Origin of the sequence: Holdemania massiliensis, assembly GCF_022440805.1 — a bacterium.
Classification (GTDB): domain Bacteria; phylum Bacillota_I; class Bacilli_A; order Erysipelotrichales; family Erysipelotrichaceae; genus Holdemania; species Holdemania massiliensis_A.
Window position 1 is genome coordinate 479,216 of record NZ_JAKNTK010000001.1, and the last position, 16,220, is coordinate 495,435.

At 43.9% G+C, this 16,220-nt stretch carries 15 protein-coding genes; 11 read left to right on the top strand and 4 right to left on the bottom strand.

Annotation, left to right across the window (positions count from 1 at the left end; all coding sequences use genetic code 11):
• Positions 1–26 precede the first annotated feature (26 nt).
• Positions 27–608 (top strand): hypothetical protein, encoded by a 582-nt coding sequence (locus MCG46_RS02265; protein ID WP_240277300.1) that lies wholly within the window; start codon positions 27–29, stop codon positions 606–608.
• A 123-nt stretch (positions 609–731) separates the two neighbouring features.
• Here MCG46_RS02265 and proC read toward each other — a convergent pair whose 3' ends face one another.
• Positions 732–1,517: a pyrroline-5-carboxylate reductase gene (gene proC, locus MCG46_RS02270; RefSeq protein ID WP_240277304.1), complete on the bottom strand. Its 786-nt coding sequence runs from the start codon at positions 1,515–1,517 to the stop codon at positions 732–734.
• 142 nt (positions 1,518–1,659) lie between these two features.
• Between proC and MCG46_RS02275 the strand changes: the two genes are divergently transcribed.
• Complete coding sequence (locus tag MCG46_RS02275) at positions 1,660–2,886, top strand: HD domain-containing protein (protein WP_240277306.1); 1,227 nt, start codon at positions 1,660–1,662, stop codon at positions 2,884–2,886.
• Positions 2,887–3,125: 239 nt separating this feature from the next.
• Positions 3,126–3,917, top strand: a complete 792-nt coding sequence (locus MCG46_RS02280) for a hypothetical protein (protein WP_240277311.1) — start codon at positions 3,126–3,128, stop codon at positions 3,915–3,917.
• On the opposite strand, the gene MCG46_RS02285 is transcribed toward MCG46_RS02280, so the two are convergent.
• A complete protein-coding gene (locus tag MCG46_RS02285) occupies positions 3,885–4,049 on the bottom strand; it encodes a hypothetical protein (protein ID WP_240277312.1) in 165 nt (54 codons plus the stop codon). The genes MCG46_RS02280 and MCG46_RS02285 overlap by 33 nt on opposite strands.
• A gap of 88 nt (positions 4,050–4,137) precedes the next feature.
• A complete protein-coding gene (locus tag MCG46_RS02290) occupies positions 4,138–6,024 on the bottom strand; it encodes a transglycosylase domain-containing protein (RefSeq protein ID WP_240277315.1) in 1,887 nt (628 codons plus the stop codon).
• Positions 6,025–6,143: 119 nt separating this feature from the next.
• On the opposite strand from MCG46_RS02290, the gene MCG46_RS02295 reads away from it, so the two are divergent.
• The 5 genes from MCG46_RS02295 (at position 6,144) to MCG46_RS02315 (ending at position 10,505) form a co-directional block, all read left to right on the top strand.
• Entirely contained in the window at positions 6,144–6,539 is a 396-nt protein-coding gene (locus tag MCG46_RS02295) for a DUF1934 domain-containing protein (RefSeq protein WP_240277316.1), read from the top strand.
• A complete protein-coding gene (gene argS / locus MCG46_RS02300) occupies positions 6,536–8,182 on the top strand; it encodes an arginine--tRNA ligase (RefSeq protein ID WP_240277317.1) in 1,647 nt (548 codons plus the stop codon). Before MCG46_RS02295 ends, argS begins: the two co-directional genes overlap by 4 nt.
• 17 nt (positions 8,183–8,199) lie before the next feature.
• A complete protein-coding gene (gene rpoE / locus MCG46_RS02305) occupies positions 8,200–8,559 on the top strand; it encodes a DNA-directed RNA polymerase subunit delta (protein WP_240277320.1) in 360 nt (119 codons plus the stop codon).
• Between the two features lie 106 nt (positions 8,560–8,665).
• Complete coding sequence (locus MCG46_RS02310; protein ID WP_240277322.1) at positions 8,666–9,313, top strand: HAD family hydrolase; 648 nt, start codon at positions 8,666–8,668, stop codon at positions 9,311–9,313.
• A gap of 169 nt (positions 9,314–9,482) precedes the next feature.
• Positions 9,483–10,505 (top strand): hypothetical protein, encoded by a 1,023-nt coding sequence (locus MCG46_RS02315; RefSeq protein ID WP_240277324.1) that lies wholly within the window; start codon positions 9,483–9,485, stop codon positions 10,503–10,505.
• 57 nt (positions 10,506–10,562) lie between these two features.
• On the opposite strand, the gene MCG46_RS02320 is transcribed toward MCG46_RS02315, so the two are convergent.
• Positions 10,563–11,444 (bottom strand): LysR family transcriptional regulator, encoded by an 882-nt coding sequence (locus MCG46_RS02320; protein WP_240277326.1) that lies wholly within the window; start codon positions 11,442–11,444, stop codon positions 10,563–10,565.
• A 171-nt stretch (positions 11,445–11,615) separates the two neighbouring features.
• Between MCG46_RS02320 and MCG46_RS02325 the strand changes: the two genes are divergently transcribed.
• From MCG46_RS02325 to MCG46_RS02335, 3 genes are all read left to right on the top strand, one after another.
• Positions 11,616–12,485 carry a hypothetical protein gene (locus MCG46_RS02325; RefSeq protein ID WP_240277328.1) on the top strand — a complete coding sequence of 290 codons (870 nt, stop codon included), beginning with the start codon at positions 11,616–11,618 and terminating at the stop codon, positions 12,483–12,485.
• A 558-nt stretch (positions 12,486–13,043) separates the two neighbouring features.
• Positions 13,044–13,901 (top strand): ABC transporter ATP-binding protein, encoded by an 858-nt coding sequence (locus MCG46_RS02330; RefSeq protein WP_240277330.1) that lies wholly within the window; start codon positions 13,044–13,046, stop codon positions 13,899–13,901.
• Positions 13,888–16,164: a hypothetical protein gene (locus MCG46_RS02335; RefSeq protein ID WP_240277332.1), complete on the top strand. Its 2,277-nt coding sequence runs from the start codon at positions 13,888–13,890 to the stop codon at positions 16,162–16,164. Before MCG46_RS02330 ends, MCG46_RS02335 begins: the two co-directional genes overlap by 14 nt.
• Positions 16,165–16,220: the final 56 nt, after the last annotated feature.

The window sequence follows — 16,220 nt, forward strand, 5'->3', positions numbered from 1 at the left end:
TATTTGTTTATAAGAAGGCGAAAAGGATGAAAAGAGTCTTCAAGTTGCTCGGCCTTGTACTCGCAGTGGTGGTCGCTTTGAAGCTGAACGATATTTACCATAATGTATATCCTAAATCCAAAAGTGAAGCCTGTGTTGAGTGTCAGGAATTAACAGAGGCGCCCAATGGGAAAACGGTGAATTTGTTTTTTCGCGACACGATGAGCGAAGGCTGGTTTCAGGTCAGGGATATATATTACAAGCAAAATATTTGGGATCGAAGAAAGTGGATCGGGCAAAGCTTAGATTATAACGGCGGCAACCAAGATGCTGGCTTGCAAATGATGTTGTATTTTTCTTCCTATGAACTGCCGCCGTATATCACTCGCGGGATCTACCTCAAAGAGGATTCCATGATGATTTCAGAGGTTCCCATTACGCTCATGAAGGGAGCGTATGATGACGCGGAATATTTATTCTATGATTTTAAATTTGAATACGATTCCTTATATGTCTGTGGAACAATGCGAATCACCCGCCGAGATGAAAAGCAATTTTCTTCTGATGAAGAAAAAAAAGAATGGATCGGGTTCATTTTAAAGAAGATGTTTTGGTCATCTCCAGCTTGAAGGCTCGTTGAAATTGCATAGGCTCAGGATTAGATCAATGGATATAAGTAAAGACGCTGCGAAAAACCATCTTCCGGTTTTCACAGCGTCTTTATCATCTAAACTTTAATTCGCAAGGAAACCTTATCCGCTGATCTGATTTGTTTTCGCAATGATTGCGTCAACCGCTTCCAGCATCGCTGAGCGCAAACCCAGCACTTCCGCTTTTTCCACACCGACAATCGTGCTGCCTGAAGGGGAACAAACCTGATCCTTTAACACACCTGGATGCAGACCCGTTTCACTCACCATCGCGCCTGCCCCTTTGACGGCTTGGGCGGCCATCGCATACGCTTGTGCGCGGGGTATTCCATGCTTAACCGCAGCGTCGGCCATGGCTTCAATCACCATGTAAATTAAGGCTGGGGTACTGCCGGTCAGCGCCGATACCGCATTCATCTGAGCCTCTTCAATGACAGCGGTTTTCCCAGTCATCACAAATAAAGAAATCACCTGTTGTTTCTCCGCTTCGGTTACTTTTGCGTTGAAGGTGAGTGCGGTGAAGCCTTCACCAACCGCAGCGCAGGTATTCGGCAAGGTTCGCACAATTGATACATCCTGCCCTAACCGCTGGGCATACCAGTCCAAGGTCAGAGAAACCGCAATCGAAACCACCAGCGTTTCCGGCTTCAGCACATCCTTAATCTCCTCAAGGACTTCCGCCATCTTATACGGCTTGACCGCTAAAAATAAGATGTCGCTGACCTTCGCCACCTCGGCTGCCGAAGTGAGCTTTTGAGCAGGGAAATCCGTCTTTCCCGCTAAATTCGGTGAATATGCTGCCATCGTGTAGTCCTGCGTTTTCTGCGTGATGCCGCGAATGATCGCCGATGCCATGTTGCCGGTACCAATCCAGCCAATTGTTGTCATTGTCAATTCCTCCTGCTTTCTATTGTGAAAGTCTGACGATTAGAACTTTATTATACAACAAAGATGGGAAATCCACAGCAAGGCGAATTGTAATTCATCGGCGAAACCTTTAAAATAAAGACAGAAAGGCCAGGTGGAAACGATGTTTGAAAAACTCAGCGAAGTCAAAGTGCTTCGCGATCCAATTCATGGCTATATTCACGTCGATCTGCAGGTAATCTGGGACTGCATCAACAGCCGCGAGGTTCAGCGTTTAAAACGGATCCGGCAGCTGGGCGGAGCTTTTCAGGTCTATCATACGGCAGAACATTCCCGTTTTGCGCACTCGTTAGGCGTGTATGAAATTGCCCGGCGGATGGTGGAAGAAATTCGCGATCTGCGCCAAACGCTGAGCGAGGAGGAAAAAATCACGGTGATGGCGGCGGGTCTGCTTCACGATCTGGGGCATGGCCCATTTTCGCATGCGTTCGAATCGGTCACGACCACGAAGCACGAAGAGATGACGCGCCGGATCATTCTGGAGGATACCGAAGTGCATCGGGCGTTAGTCCGCTGCTGCCCGTCACTGCCGGAAAGCGTAGCGGCAGTCATTGATCATACCCATCCCAATAAGATTCTGGTGCAGATGATCAGCGGCCAGCTGGATGCGGACCGCATGGACTATCTGCTGAGGGATGCTTATTTCACAGGGACAAAGTATGGTGAATTTGATCTGGAGCGCATCCTGCGGACGATTCGGGTCCGCGATCATAAAATGGTCGTGAAGGAAAGCGGAATGCATTCGGTAGAAGACTACATTATGGCCCGCTATCACATGTACTGGCAGGTTTATTTTCATCCGGTATCGCGCAGCTTTGAGTCAATGCTCGCCCTGACGTTTGCACGGTTAAAGCAGCTGCGTCAGCAGCACAGTCCGATTCTGGATCAGATTCCGATCTTCAACGCTTTTCTGGAAGGAAAAAGCGTCAGTCCGCAGGAACATTTTCTGATGGATGAATCCGCCTGCAACTATGGGTTTACGCTTTTGCGCCAGTGCGCGGATCCAATTGCTTCCGATTTGGCCCGGCGTCTGCTGGACCGTGATCTGTTTCAGTCATGTGAGATCCACACGGAAAAGCAGTTGGAAACAATGCGTACCCGTCTAATCGAAAAGGGTTGGGATCCCGCTTATTATTTGACGGTGGATGAAGTTCGGCAGCGGCCTTATCAACCTTACCAAGGGAATGAAAATTCAATGGTTTGGGTGTTGATGGAGGACGGAAGCATCCGTGAACTCTCGGAGGCTTCGGTGATCGCTGCGGCGTTGGTTCATGGCGAATCCAAGAATGATCTGCGGATGTATTATCCCCGTGAAATGGAGAAAAGGTAAAAGGATCGGATAAACCGATGAAAATCAAACGCTGATCATCCAAAAAATGGAAAAGATGATTTAATACAGCTGTTCGTCAAAGTGATTGTTTATTTTGCACAAACCGCAAAAAGTAGACTTTCCCTGACAGCCCTGAAAACTCCAAAATTCTTGGAAATCAGGGCTTTTTCTTTCGCTTTTTCGCTGTCATAAAATGTCTAATTAAATTGACAGAAGTGAAAAAAGGGGGGGCGTTGGCTATGCGATGGGAATGGCTGACAGAAAAAGAATATAGCCAAAGGGCGGCGGGCGGCCGTCTGCGGGATCCGCGGTTTTTAGAGCCGGCTTTTCCCGTTCAGTTCCGCCGCTGCTTCAAGGCGCAGATCGAAGGGCAGGAAGTGATCGGTGTTGTTTGCAAATCAGGGAAACAGATGATTCTGGGCGGAATTCTGGATGAAAGTCCCCTCACACTGCAGCGAAGTCTGCGCTTTTTCAACCGCCTGATGTGGCGGTGGGGCTGTCAAAACGGTGTGATTGGAAGTCAGCCCTGTCTGCTTGCGCTGCCGCTGGCTGCACCGGAGGATCAGCCTTGGGAAATTCGCTCGCTGAAGGAAATAAAAAAGTCCGGCCGATGCAGGGAGGGCGCATGCCGGATCGAATGGGTCAAAGAAAATCCAGGGGTGGGCATAATGAAGTGCCAAATTGATCCGCAGACATTGATCCAGCGCCTGGAAAGTCAGATTATGACGGTTCAGGAAAAGGATGTTGCCCGCCGGGGAAAAGCCATTGCCCAAATTCATCATTGGCATCAGCTGGCCGAAAAGCTGGGCCCTAGGATTGATGCCGGAGGTCTGCGGTTTGTCTGTGTTCAAAATCAAGCATGGATCACCGCCAGTCTGCCTTCAGCCTATTCCGTCGATCCGCAGTATCTGCGCATGCAGCTGGCCAAAAAGCTGATGGAAATGGGGATCACGCTGCAGCCTGTGCCTGTGACAGTGTGGTTTCACTGGCAGCGGCGCTTATTCGTGCCGATAAAGCAGAAAGACAATTAACGCTATCTGACCGGTCAGACAGGCCATCCCGGCACTGTGATGTGCCCAGAGAAGCGTTGGCCAGAGGTGTGCCGTCAACAAGCCAAAGCTGGTTATTAATGCAGCCAGACTGATTAAACATCCACGGTTCATCCTGTTCCCTCCTGCTTTAGACTATGGGAAAATGCTCGGGAAGGTTCGGCTTGTTACCTTCCTTTTTTCATTCAATGCTTCACACGGCTCATGGATCTGTGTGGCGGAACCAGTAAAGTGAACCGGCTGGATTGGGCTGACCGCTGATCGGATCGACACGTCGCTCTTCCAGCTGTGGACTCAGTGTGTACCAGGGACCGGGGGAATCCTGTGAGTAGACGGTATTGAAAATCTGCTTCCAGATCAATTTCGGTACCCGCCGTTCCTCGTTGGTTTCCAGCCGTTCATTTTCGTCATAACCACTCCATAAAACAACGGTCATCTGCGGATTATAACCAGCGATCAGGCTGTCCCAATCACTCGAACCCGATTTGGCCGCGGTCGTTGTGTACGGTTCATAGCCCAGCAATGAAGGCGTCATGACCTGCAGGTTCTTGATATCAAACGGTGCTCTCAGCAGCTGCGAAAGCATCAGCGTTTCATCCCGATGCAGCAGCTGTTTAGGATTTTCATGACGCTGGTAGAGGATGTTGCCGGCATTGTCGGTGACTAAGCGGATCATCGACGGTTCATCGACAAGACCTTCTGAGGCAAAGGTGTTGTAAATCTTGGCCAGATCGATTAACGGGAAGTGCGTGGCGCCCAAGGCCATCGCCGCTGTCGCTTCTTCCGATTCAATGCCGAAGGCTGCCAATCCGTCTGCCAACAGATCCATTCCCAAAAACAGATGGGTTTTGACAGCGTAAATATTATCGGAGACGCCGATCGCGTTGATCATGGAAATTTCCTTCTCCGGATAGACGTTGCGGTAATTGGTGGGGGAATAGAACACGCTTTGGGAAATCTGAAACTGCGTGGCGGTGGACAGGAAGGTCGAGGAAGGCGACAAGCCCTGCTGCAGGGCGATGTAGTAAAGCAGCGGCTTCAATGTCGAACCGACCTGGCGGGTGGAATATAAGGCGCGGTTGTATTGGGAGGTCGTATAGTCGCGTCCGCCGACCATCGCCAGCACGTTGAAGGTGAAAGGTTCGAGAATCAGTCCGGCGATCTGTTGATCGGTATCGGGCATGTGATCATCGACCGCATCCTGCAGAATCGTCTGCATCTGCGGATCCAGATAGGTGTAGACGTTCAGCCCTTTTTCCAGGGTTTCCTGATCGAGAAAACCCATCTCTTTCAGCTGAGCCAAAACGGCGTCTTTATAATACCCGCTGGAACCCATGATTTTCTGACTTGAAAAGTCTGCTAACAGCACCGGTTCAGATTTAGCCAGGTCGGCTTCACTTTGAGAAAGCTTTTCATTATCGACCATGGCCTGCAGCACGACTGACTGTCGTCTGCGGGCATTCTCCATGGAAATAAACGGTGAAAATAACGACGGGCCGTTGGGAATCCCGGCGAGCATCGCCATTTCCCCCAGCGTGCAGTCCTCCAGCTCCTTGCCGAAGAAAAAGGCTGCGGCTTTCTGAATGCCGTAGATGCCATGCCCGTAATAAATCGTGTTGAGATAGGTTTCCAGAATCTGATCTTTGGAGAAATGCATTTCCAGCTTGGCGGCATAGACGGCTTCCTGAAATTTTCGTGACCAGGTCTGATCCAGCGTCAAAAACAAGTTGCGCGCCAGCTGCTGGGTAATCGTCGATCCGCCTTCGACAATATCGCCGTTTTCCGCATTGACCATGACCGCCTTGGCTATCCGGATCGGATCCAGACCATAATGTTGATAAAACCTGCGGTCTTCGATCGAGATGACGGCGTCGATCATCGTTTGCGGAACATCCTCCAAATTTATCCATTCACTGTTTTTCTGATAGGTTGATTCATAAATTAAACCACCCTGGTTATTATATAGACGGATTCGGCTGTCCTGTCCCAGCAGCGGAACATAGGATAAGTAGGCATAACCGTAAAAGCCCAAAAGAGCCAGTAATCCGCACAGCGTCAGCACGCATCCAGCTGTGATCAGTTTTTTCATCGCTTCTCACCTCAATAAGATTATTGTGGCCTGTAGAAAGAATTTTAAACTTATTGAAATTGACTATTGACAACTATTCGACAACCGTTATAATCATAGGGAATAAAGGAAAAAGAAACATGATTTCAAAAGCAAAACAAGTTCGCGTTATCCGCACAGATCTCAATACGGGGCAGAAGGAATGCCTGAGCGATGGGGTCGGGGAGATCGTCGGCGGGAATCAGCTGTTCTATACAGAAGGCGGTTCTGCCGGTTGTCCGGTTCGGGTTGAAATACACAGTACAAGCATAACGATCCAACGCCAGGGTGAAACGGTGACCACGATGTTTTTAGTCCTTCACCAGCGATCTGTATCCCGTATTCAGACGGAATTCGGGGTTTTTGAAATCGGCAATCTTACGACCCTTCTGGAACAGAACGAGGACTGTTGGCGCGTCGCCTATGAAATCGGCGAAGCCGGACAGCCGTCTGACCGTTTCCAGATTGAATGGTTTTTTAAGGAGGCAGAAGCGTGAATCAAATTGAAACGAATCTCAAAAACTGCATTATGAATGCTGTAAAACAGGCGTTTGATTTCGATTTAAAAAATGATGACGTCGTCATTGAAATTCCAAAAGAAAAGATCCACGGCGATTATTCAACCAACACAGCGATGCGGCTGACCAAACAGCTTCATCAGAATCCGCGGATGATTGCACAGCAGCTGATCGACCATCTGGATTTGAAGCAGGGCTCGATCGCCAAATGTGAAATCGCAGGTCCGGGTTTCATCAATTTCTTCATGGAAAGCGCAAGTTTGGCTTCCGTCATCGGCGTCGTGCTGCAGGAAAATGAAAACTACGGCCGTTCGGATGCCGGCCAGGGATTAAAGGTGGACGTTGAATACGTTTCAGCCAATCCGACCGGGGATCTGCATCCGGGTCATGCCCGAGGTGCAGCGATGGGCGATTCCGTTACGCGGCTGATGAAATTTGCGGGCTATGATGTCACGCGGGAATACTATGTCAACGATGCCGGCAATCAGATCCGCAATATGGCGCTGTCGCTGCAGGCGCGTTATCTGCAGGCATGCGGCGTTGAAGCTGAGGTGCCGGAAGATGGCTATCATGGTCCGGATTTAATTAAAATCGCTCAGGATCTGAAACAGGAATACGGCGAAGAGCTGGCGCATAAGGATAAAGCAGAAACTTATTCCTTTTTCCGCCAACAAGGACTGCAGGCCGAGTTAGCGAAGCTGAAAGCCGACCTGGCGGCCTTCGGCGTTGAATTTGATGTCTGGACCAGTGAACAGAGCATTTATGACCGCGGCATGGTGGACAAAGCACTGACTACGCTGAAAGCGCAGGGCATGACGTATGAAAGCGAAGGAGCTCTGTGGTTAAGAACAACCGATTTCGGTGATGATAAGGACCGCGTGCTTGTCAAAAGCGACGGCAGCTATACGTATCTGACACCGGATATCGCATACCATGTTGATAAGTTTGATCGTGGTTATGATAAGCTGATCGATTTCTTCGGAGCGGATCATCACGGCTACATTGCCCGCTTAAAAGCGGCGGTGCAGTCGTTGGGCAAAAATAAGGACGATCTGGAAGTGGATATCATCCAGATGGCCCGGATGGTCAAAGATGGTGAAGAGTTTAAGATGTCCAAGCGGACCGGCAAAGCGGTGGCTTTAAAGGATCTGGTTGAGGAAGCGGGCGTCGATGCCGTTCGGTATTTCTTCGTTTCCCGCGCTGCGGATACGCACATGGATTTTGATATCGATATGGCGAAGAAGCAGACCAACGAAAACCCGGTCTATTATGCCCAATACGCGCATGCACGGATGTGTTCGATCCTGCGTTCGGGAGCGGATATCACCCTTGCGGATCATTATGAACTGATCACCCATGAAAAAGAACTCGATCTGCTTAAGCATATCAATGAGTTTGCATCCACAGTAGCGGATGCAGCCAAAACCCGCCAGCCGCACAAAATGTGCAACTATATCACCCGTTTGGCGCAGCTGTTCCACACGTTCTATGCCGACTGCAAGGTCTTAGACAGAACAAACCTGGAACTGAGCGCTCAACGTCTGGCGTTGGTGAAGGCTTCTGAAATGACTCTGCGCAACGCTTTGACTCTGATCGGCGTCAGCGCACCGGAAAAAATGTAAGAAAGGACTGTTTCAAAGTGTCAAATCGTTCAATGACTGATGTTGCTTACCAATTGTTAAGCAAAAAGAAAAACAGCGTCACCTTCAACAAGCTGTGGGATGAGGTTTCTCAGATCATGGGCTATTCCGAAAATGTAGCGGAGCGGAAAATCGCTTCGTTCTACACCTCGATGATGCTGGATAACCGGTTTACTTCCCTGGGCAACAACAAATGGGATCTGCGGTCACGGCATACGTATAACGAAACGCACTTTGATACCAGTGCGATCGTTCTCGAGGACGACAATAACGACGAGCTGGACGAACTGGACAGCTTCGAGGAAGAAGCGGAAGTCGAAAAAATTCCGTTTGAAGAAACAAACGAAGAAAGCTTCTAAGGATCGAAAGGGCAGCGTTGTCTGCCTTTTCGTTTGGCACAGGCTGTTTGGCACAGGCTGTCGTTGGCAGGAATAAAAAAGGTAAGCGCATAATGTGGAAGGATTGGTGAAAATCTTGAAAACTGTGGTTTGGGATTGGAATGGAACATTACTGGATGATGTCGAGGTCTGCATTCAGACGGTCAATGCGATGCTTCACCAGCGGAATCTGCCGCTCATTGAAAACGTCGATCAATATCAGTCCGTGTTTACCTTTCCAGTGATTGATTATTACCGCCAGGTGGGTTTTGATCTGAAGCGGGAACGATTTGAGGATCTTTCCGAGGAATACATGGCAGGCTATCACGCACGGGCAGCTGCCTGCGGCTTGTTTGCGGATGTTGAACCGGGAATTCTAACCCTGAAGAAACATGGGATACCGTCCTTGATTCTCTCCGCTTCCCGCCAGGATCATCTGCGAAAACAAACCGAGCAATGCAGATGTACGGCCTGGTTTGATGATTTGATCGGCATTTCCGATATTTATGCCAAAGAAAAGCTCAGTGCAGCTCAATCCTGGCTGCAGGATCATCCGCAGAAGGATCGGAAAATGATCATGGTGGGTGATTCCCTGCATGATTGGGAAGTTGCCGAGGCTTTGGGTTGGGAATGTATTTTAATTGATCGCGGTCATCAGAGCCGTAAACGCTTGGAAAGCTCAGGAAAACCGGTTATGTCCAATATTCTTGAAGCGGTATCGCTGATCTTAGCTTAAATAACCGAATTCTGCATCATTTCCTTATTTCCTGGGGAATGATGCTTTTTATTTACAAGCGTTAGGAGTGGGGAGTTTGTTATAATAAAGGGGAAGAATATTGTAAAGGAAAGAAATAAACTGGACTAATTAAACTGAACAGATCGAGGCAGAAAATGAGGGAAGGAAAATGAAGAAGATAAATTTGTTGATTTTATGCTTGTGTCTTTTGAGTTCCTGTGATGGAAACAGAGTAAAAACGATGGATTCAAGATTGGAAAAGAATGAGGAAGCTCCGCGGTACGCTGTTCAACTTTGTGGAGGGAGAGATGAATTCTACGCTAACAGCACACTTTATCTCTATGTGACTCCAGCGATTGAAGAAAAAGCGATCAATTATCAGCTGAAATCACGAACGCTGGAGCGCTTGGAAAAGAATCGATGGGTTTCCGCTGAGGAGACAATTTATGATCCGGATGAATTTGTCGGTATTGGCTGGCGATTTGTTGATCAGGCCATCGTCCCCTTTATGAGTGGAGATGAAACGACATTCAGGATGAAATTTCACATTTCGGATAAACTGGGTGAGGTCGATGTGTATTCGCCTGAAATTCAGCTGGTCGATGAGATCCTGGAACCAGAAAAAATGGAAAGCACTGCTTTTTTAAGCTTGTATCCGTATTCTCTTTACAGTGCCAATGATTGTTTTGTTCAGGATGAATCGGTTATAGCGGAGGAGGCGATGGTTTTGGTGGAGGAGGCCGCCTGTAAAGTGATTGGGGAAGTGAATCAAGGGTTTATCAAAAAATCTGTCACGTGCAAGGTGCTTGATAATGACGCTTGTCCTATCTCCCTTTACCAAGATTTTCTTCCCGAAGATGATACAAGCTTAACCGCCCGGAAAACAGTTTATTTCTATGATGACGGTCCGCTTTTTGAAACGGAGACAATCACAGGAAAAGCGTTTAAAGAACTGTTGGCAGAATTTGAGGGAAATGAGTCGATCCCCATTCCTGTCTGTCTGATCGAAGGCCAAAATAATACAGAGGATAGATTGAATAGTTATGGTTATCGCTTCTATGATGAAGAAGCGGATATTATTTACGAATTGTATCAATCGACGATGTATCCAGGGATTGATTTCTGTATCCGTAAAGGCACGCACAACATTGCGCATGCATTTCTGTTTACGGAGAAAAAATTACAGCAGTAAGCAATTTGGATTGGGGGAAATCACAAATCCATTCTTGGTTTATCTGATTTCCTGGTTTTACGTTTCACTGGGAAGATGAATTTCTGAACGATGATCAATAATGTACTGATATAAATTTTTTGCGGCTTCTGAATTATTTAATTTGTGCAGCGCAACCTGCAGCCGCCACTGAGCTTTTTCTTTCATTGGAATTTTAACGAAGCCTTCAGGGGATAAATGATATTGAACATTGTGCATCGCTATCGCTTTTTTGCGTTTTAAAACTTCTTCTGCGGCTTCCAGACTTGCAGCATTAAAAATAATCTTGGGTGAACAGCTGAGTTCCAGCATATGATTTACATAACAATCATAAATTTTAAAGTCTGCATTCATGGTGACAAAAGGTTCATTTTGAATATCGCGAAAATGAATAGAAGTTTTTTGAGCCAGCGGATGGTCTTCCGGCAGACACAGATAATCGGGACTTTCTATAAGAATCCGGTAATTCAAATCATTTGAGAAAATAGGCCCGGTGATCAAAGCAAGATCAGTTTTTTGTTCAAGCAGACGCTGTTCCGCTGCTTTATCGGGAACTTCGCAGATCAGAAGCCGGTGTTCAGGATGATCCTTTTGATAGTTCTCTAGGATTTCCGCAACCATGCCGTAAATATAGCTGGCAATCACCACGCTGATTTTTATATGTTTATCTTTTCTGATTCTTTCATTGATGATGGAAATCTGGCTGATGTGATCTTTGATCTGAGTATAGTAGAGCTGACCTTCCGGAGTCAGTTCTATTTTTCCTTTATTATAGGTGAACAACAGGGTATTTAACTCTTGCTGCAAGCCTTTAAGACTGCGGCTTAATCCCTGCGGCGTAATAAAAAATTTCTGCGCGCTGACGGTCATGTTGCGGGTCTCGGCAACGTCAATAAAATATTTAAGCTGTTCAAGTGTCATACGAACATCCTCCACTTATTCTAAGGATATAATTAATTCCAAGTATAGCATACAGCCTGGAAAAACAAGAGGAAAATAAGGGCTTTCAATATTTTGTTGATGAGGTTAACAATGTTTTGTTGCTTCGATTCTGGTGCGGAGCGAAATAGAATAGGGGCAGGAGGAAAGAAAATGAAGAAATTAAGTTTACTTTTACTAGCCTTGATCCTGATTTCAACCGCAGCCTGTTCCAGTCAGGAATCCAAAAATCCACAGCCGGAAACGACGCCGGAAGCCACAGCGGAACCCGTTGCTTTAAAAGATGGAACGTATGATGGATATGATATGCAGTCTCCATACGTGGCTAAAGCAACAGTGACGATCGAAGGGGGAAAAGCGGTAAGCTATGAATTTGAGGAGTGTCATCTTCCTAATTTCTGGGCTACCCTGACGGAAGAAGAAGCCGAGAAACTCGGTGAAGAAGAAGCAATGGCCGTCACGGTCGGGACAGGAACCAGCTACTATGCCCGGCATGTCTTGCTAGGCAGCGGAGATGATACGATTAAACTGACTGTTTTGGAGGATCCTTGGGTGGCTCCGAACGGCTCCACTTATATTGAATATGGAAACGATGAAATTGCCAGCTTCAGCGAATACGTTGAAAATGATGAAAATGCTGCCTGGTATTTTGATCAGATCTTAGCGGGAAACTACTGGATTGCCGACAAAGACTGGAATTTAATGGAGGATATGTCGGCTTATACGATGACCCGCAAAGACGGAGTGGTATTGGATAAGGTTGACTCTCGCTTAAAAACGAAAATCATGCACTGGACTGCGGTTGGTACAGGCGTCGGAACCGAAATGGGAAACAACGGCTGGACGGGCAATCTTAAGATTCTTGGCGATACGCTGATTGAGCTGCAGTTCCCGGACGGGGAAATTGCCAAGAATGAAAACAATCAGGTCATGATTGGTGATGTTGTTACTTCCGCGACCATTGAACAGTATGAAGGTTATCTTGATATGTTCTATGAAGCTTACAACAAGGCAAAACAATAAGATCAGAGATTGAACTTAGATACTGAATCGTGAATACAATTCTGTGATATCTTCATAAAAGATGGAAAAGCTCTATGCAGAGCTGAAAGCCATCTTTTTTTATACAGAAAAAAGGATTATCTATTTTTTTTTGGAGGTAATTGAGCTATATAATGATAAGAAAATTTCAGGAATGTAGAATATTATTTCGAAATAATCCGCAGTCTTTTTATCAGTATATCTTATAATTATATTCGTTTGTAAAAAAATAGTTTTCTATTTTTAGTTTCTGTTTTAAAATAAAAATAAGATAAATGAAACAACAAACTTGAATGATCGGTTACTGAACAGATGAATCGAAACAAGTCATGCAATGATGTAAATGTAAAATAGTTAATGGTTAGGACTTTGAAAGTTTTGAGGAATTTATTATTAGAGTCATCTCAGAGATATCAGTTTTAATGTTTTCTGGATGCACAGTTGGTACGATTGCAGATAATTTGGGTATGACTTTTTGAGATGAACAGTAAATGATGCAAGATCTTGATCAAAAATATTTTTGGTAAAGGGGGTGTTGCAATGCAGCTAAAAGTAGATTCAATTACAAAAATTTATGGCGAAAAAACTGTGCTTAAGGATTTCTCTTTGACTTGTAAGGAGGGAATTGTTGGGCTGTTAGGGCCTAATGGTGCAGGGAAAACAACATTTATAAAAATTCTATGCCAATTGATACCACCGACAAGCGGAATGATACAAATCGATGGGAAAAAGATTAATAAGCATACGAAAAAAAATATCGGCGTAATGTTTCAGCAGCAGGAACTTTATGAAGAATTTTATGTTGAAGAGTTCTTATATTACATTGCGACATTGAAAGGTTTAACCAAGGATAAAACAAGCTTAGAGATCAATTCTCTATTGGAAACAGTTCAGTTAATAGGCGCAAGAAAAATGAAAATAAAACACTTGTCTGGCGGAATGAAACAGCGATTATTAATTGCACAAACTTTGCTGGGCAATCCTAAAATTTTAATCTTTGATGAACCTACCGCGGGCCTGGATCCCAATCAGCGTATAAAAATCAGAAATTTGTTCTCAACCTTAGCGCAGGATCATATACTTATCATTTGCACGCATGTTGTTCAAGATATTGAATCAATAGCAGATAAAATTATTATGCTGGATAAAGGCGAACAGATTCAGTCGGGAAGTGTAGAAGAAATATTGAAAAATTTACAAACGCATGTCTATGAATTGGAAACGGATGCTGGAAATTTGGATTATTATCAAAAACAAGGAAAAGTAAGCAATATTTATAGAAATGATGAAAATCTGAGGATTAGGATTATTTCTGAAAATAAGTTAGAAAACAGCATGCCGGTTTATCCGACATTGGAAGATGCTTACTTATGGTTTATAAGAGATGAAAATAATTGAAAAGCTAGCTGTATTTGAACTGAAAAAGATCTTAAAAGATTCAAAGTTAATCCTGTTAATTTTGATTCTGCTTGCAGTTAACGTTTTCTCTTTATATTACAGTGATGTAAAAGAATACAAATTTCCCAGCCTCTATTATCAGCTTTACACTGATGAGTACAAAGAATGCGCCGACAATTCTGATGAAGAAAGGATATCAACCATTCAAAGGAAAATTGACAGCCTCTATGATAAAAAAGAGTTGAACAAAGAAGATGCGGTTCATCTGCAGGTACTTACTCAAATTAAAAACGATTTAATGCGTATAAATCAATATCATACTTCTGTGGAAGAAGTAATAAACAATAGTATATTGATGAATTCAGTCAGTATTTTTTCTGAAAAATCATCGATTTCAAAAAAGAATGTTGAAAAAACACTTCAAGATTACGAGAAATTGTTAGAGGTTCAGCCTGTTAATCGAAGTCATTTAGCTTATGAAAAGTTTTTTTCCAATCATTATACTGATATGTTTTTAGTTATAGCCGTAATATTGGTGTGCTTTCCCTTAATAATCCGAGAGAAAAACTCATCTTTGATTATGAATTTAAAATCGTATTTTTTCGGAGGAACACATACAATTATAGCGAAGTTAACAGCCTTATCCATTGCAGCCGTTTTCTTAACCGGAGTCTTTTATTTGTCCAACGCTGTTTATTATCAAATCATGATTGGATTTGTGAATGGAAATGATCCTGTTCAATCAATATCAAGTATGATGAGTGCAGAATTTCTGCTTTCCTGCAACATGACTATGGTTTATCATCTTTTCGCTAAAATAAGCTTAATTCTTCCGATTGCCCTGATGATGTTCCTGCTTTTCAACTTGTTTCAAGATTATTTATTCTCTTTTTCGATAGCCTTTGTTTTCATTATCTGTGAAGGGATTTTGTATTTTATTATTTCTTATCAATCATCCTGGGCTCTGTTCAAATATATGAATCTCTTCTCCTTTTTTAACAGCGCGAAAATTTTGTATGAATATAATAATGTGCCGATTCTCAATTGTCTGCTTTCATATAATCATCTTTATTTTCTTGTTTCTCTTTTTTTAATTGTTAGTTTAATCCTGATTTCAGTCTTTGTTTTCAATCACTCGTTTGAGTTTAAAACAAAGCTTCGTGTTAAAAAAAGACATAAAATGCTTTACACGAATCATACGCATATTTTAATTCATGAAATCAACAAGCTTTTCTTTCATCACAAACTAATTTATGGATTTTTGGCTTTCGGTATATTTTTAATTTATTCCTGTACCTATGTCAACTTTACCAAAACTCAAACAGATAAAATATTTGATCAATATCTGCTTAAGCTTCATGGGGAGTATACTGCAGAAAAGCAAATGATTGTTGAAAACGAGAGGAACATGATTAATGAAGCCATAGCTGAATTGGATTACATTGAGGATCAGTTTTATAACAACAAAATAGACTATTCGGATTATTATATACAAAAGAACAGATTGTCTAAAATCTTGGATAACAATTCAGCTTTATCAATGATTGAAAATCAGGTTAATGAAAACATAGAAAACCCATTCATTCTGGATTCAAAAGGCTATTCTTATCTCCTGGATTTGGAAGCCAAAGACGATATAATGAATGGTAATCTTAGAGATTGCTTCATCGTTATGATAATCGTAATATTCTGCAGCTGCAATTTGTTCAGTGAGAACTCCTATAAACTAGCTCAGTACTATGAGGCGGTAAACTGTATTAAACCAAAAGAACGATGCGTCAAGGTTTTTATGTTATTTGCGCTTTCATGTATATTAGCCCTGAGTTTGTTTTCAAAGAAGATGTATCTTGCAAATAACAATTTCATATTGACTGACATTCATGCCTCAGTTGGAAATATTCCTGAATTGCTGTTGTTGTTTCCAGAAAGCATGACGTTAGCAAAGGCATTAATTATACAATGGCTTTCACGTCTGCTTGCCGTATTCGCTGTTTCGCTAATGAGTTCCCTGTTCACTTTGGTGATAAAGACAAAGTATATGAGCATCATTGTTTCATTCTTTACAATTTTCATTCCTCCGCTCATGGTTTTATGTCAATTCAGTCCATTTAGATTGTTTAGCTTTTCCAGATTTTTTACTGGAGCGATCAGCTTCAGTGATCCAATCTCGATGATCCTGCTTGTTATTACTACGATAATCTTAGTTTTTATCGTTATGATTTTTCCTTCTTCCCATAAATCAAAGGTCTTGCGTGGAATTTAATAAAACCGTCGATAAAGCCTGAATAAGGAAGATGCTGTTGATATAACGGTGTTATT

Coding starts and splice junctions, on each gene's coding strand:
- MCG46_RS02335 (WP_240277332.1), top strand. CDS start 13,888: ATGAAAATAATTGAAAAGCTAGCTGTATTTGAACTGAAAAAGATCTTA.
- MCG46_RS02275 (WP_240277306.1), top strand. CDS start 1,660: ATGTTTGAAAAACTCAGCGAAGTCAAAGTGCTTCGCGATCCAATTCAT.
- MCG46_RS02285 (WP_240277312.1), bottom strand. CDS start 4,049: ATGAACCGTGGATGTTTAATCAGTCTGGCTGCATTAATAACCAGCTTT.
- MCG46_RS02290 (WP_240277315.1), bottom strand. CDS start 6,024: ATGAAAAAACTGATCACAGCTGGATGCGTGCTGACGCTGTGCGGATTA.
- MCG46_RS02295 (WP_240277316.1), top strand. CDS start 6,144: ATGATTTCAAAAGCAAAACAAGTTCGCGTTATCCGCACAGATCTCAAT.
- MCG46_RS02320 (WP_240277326.1), bottom strand. CDS start 11,444: ATGACACTTGAACAGCTTAAATATTTTATTGACGTTGCCGAGACCCGC.
- MCG46_RS02325 (WP_240277328.1), top strand. CDS start 11,616: ATGAAGAAATTAAGTTTACTTTTACTAGCCTTGATCCTGATTTCAACC.
- proC (WP_240277304.1), bottom strand. CDS start 1,517: ATGACAACAATTGGCTGGATTGGTACCGGCAACATGGCATCGGCGATC.
- MCG46_RS02265 (WP_240277300.1), top strand. CDS start 27: ATGAAAAGAGTCTTCAAGTTGCTCGGCCTTGTACTCGCAGTGGTGGTC.
- MCG46_RS02330 (WP_240277330.1), top strand. CDS start 13,044: ATGCAGCTAAAAGTAGATTCAATTACAAAAATTTATGGCGAAAAAACT.
- MCG46_RS02315 (WP_240277324.1), top strand. CDS start 9,483: ATGAAGAAGATAAATTTGTTGATTTTATGCTTGTGTCTTTTGAGTTCC.
- MCG46_RS02280 (WP_240277311.1), top strand. CDS start 3,126: ATGCGATGGGAATGGCTGACAGAAAAAGAATATAGCCAAAGGGCGGCG.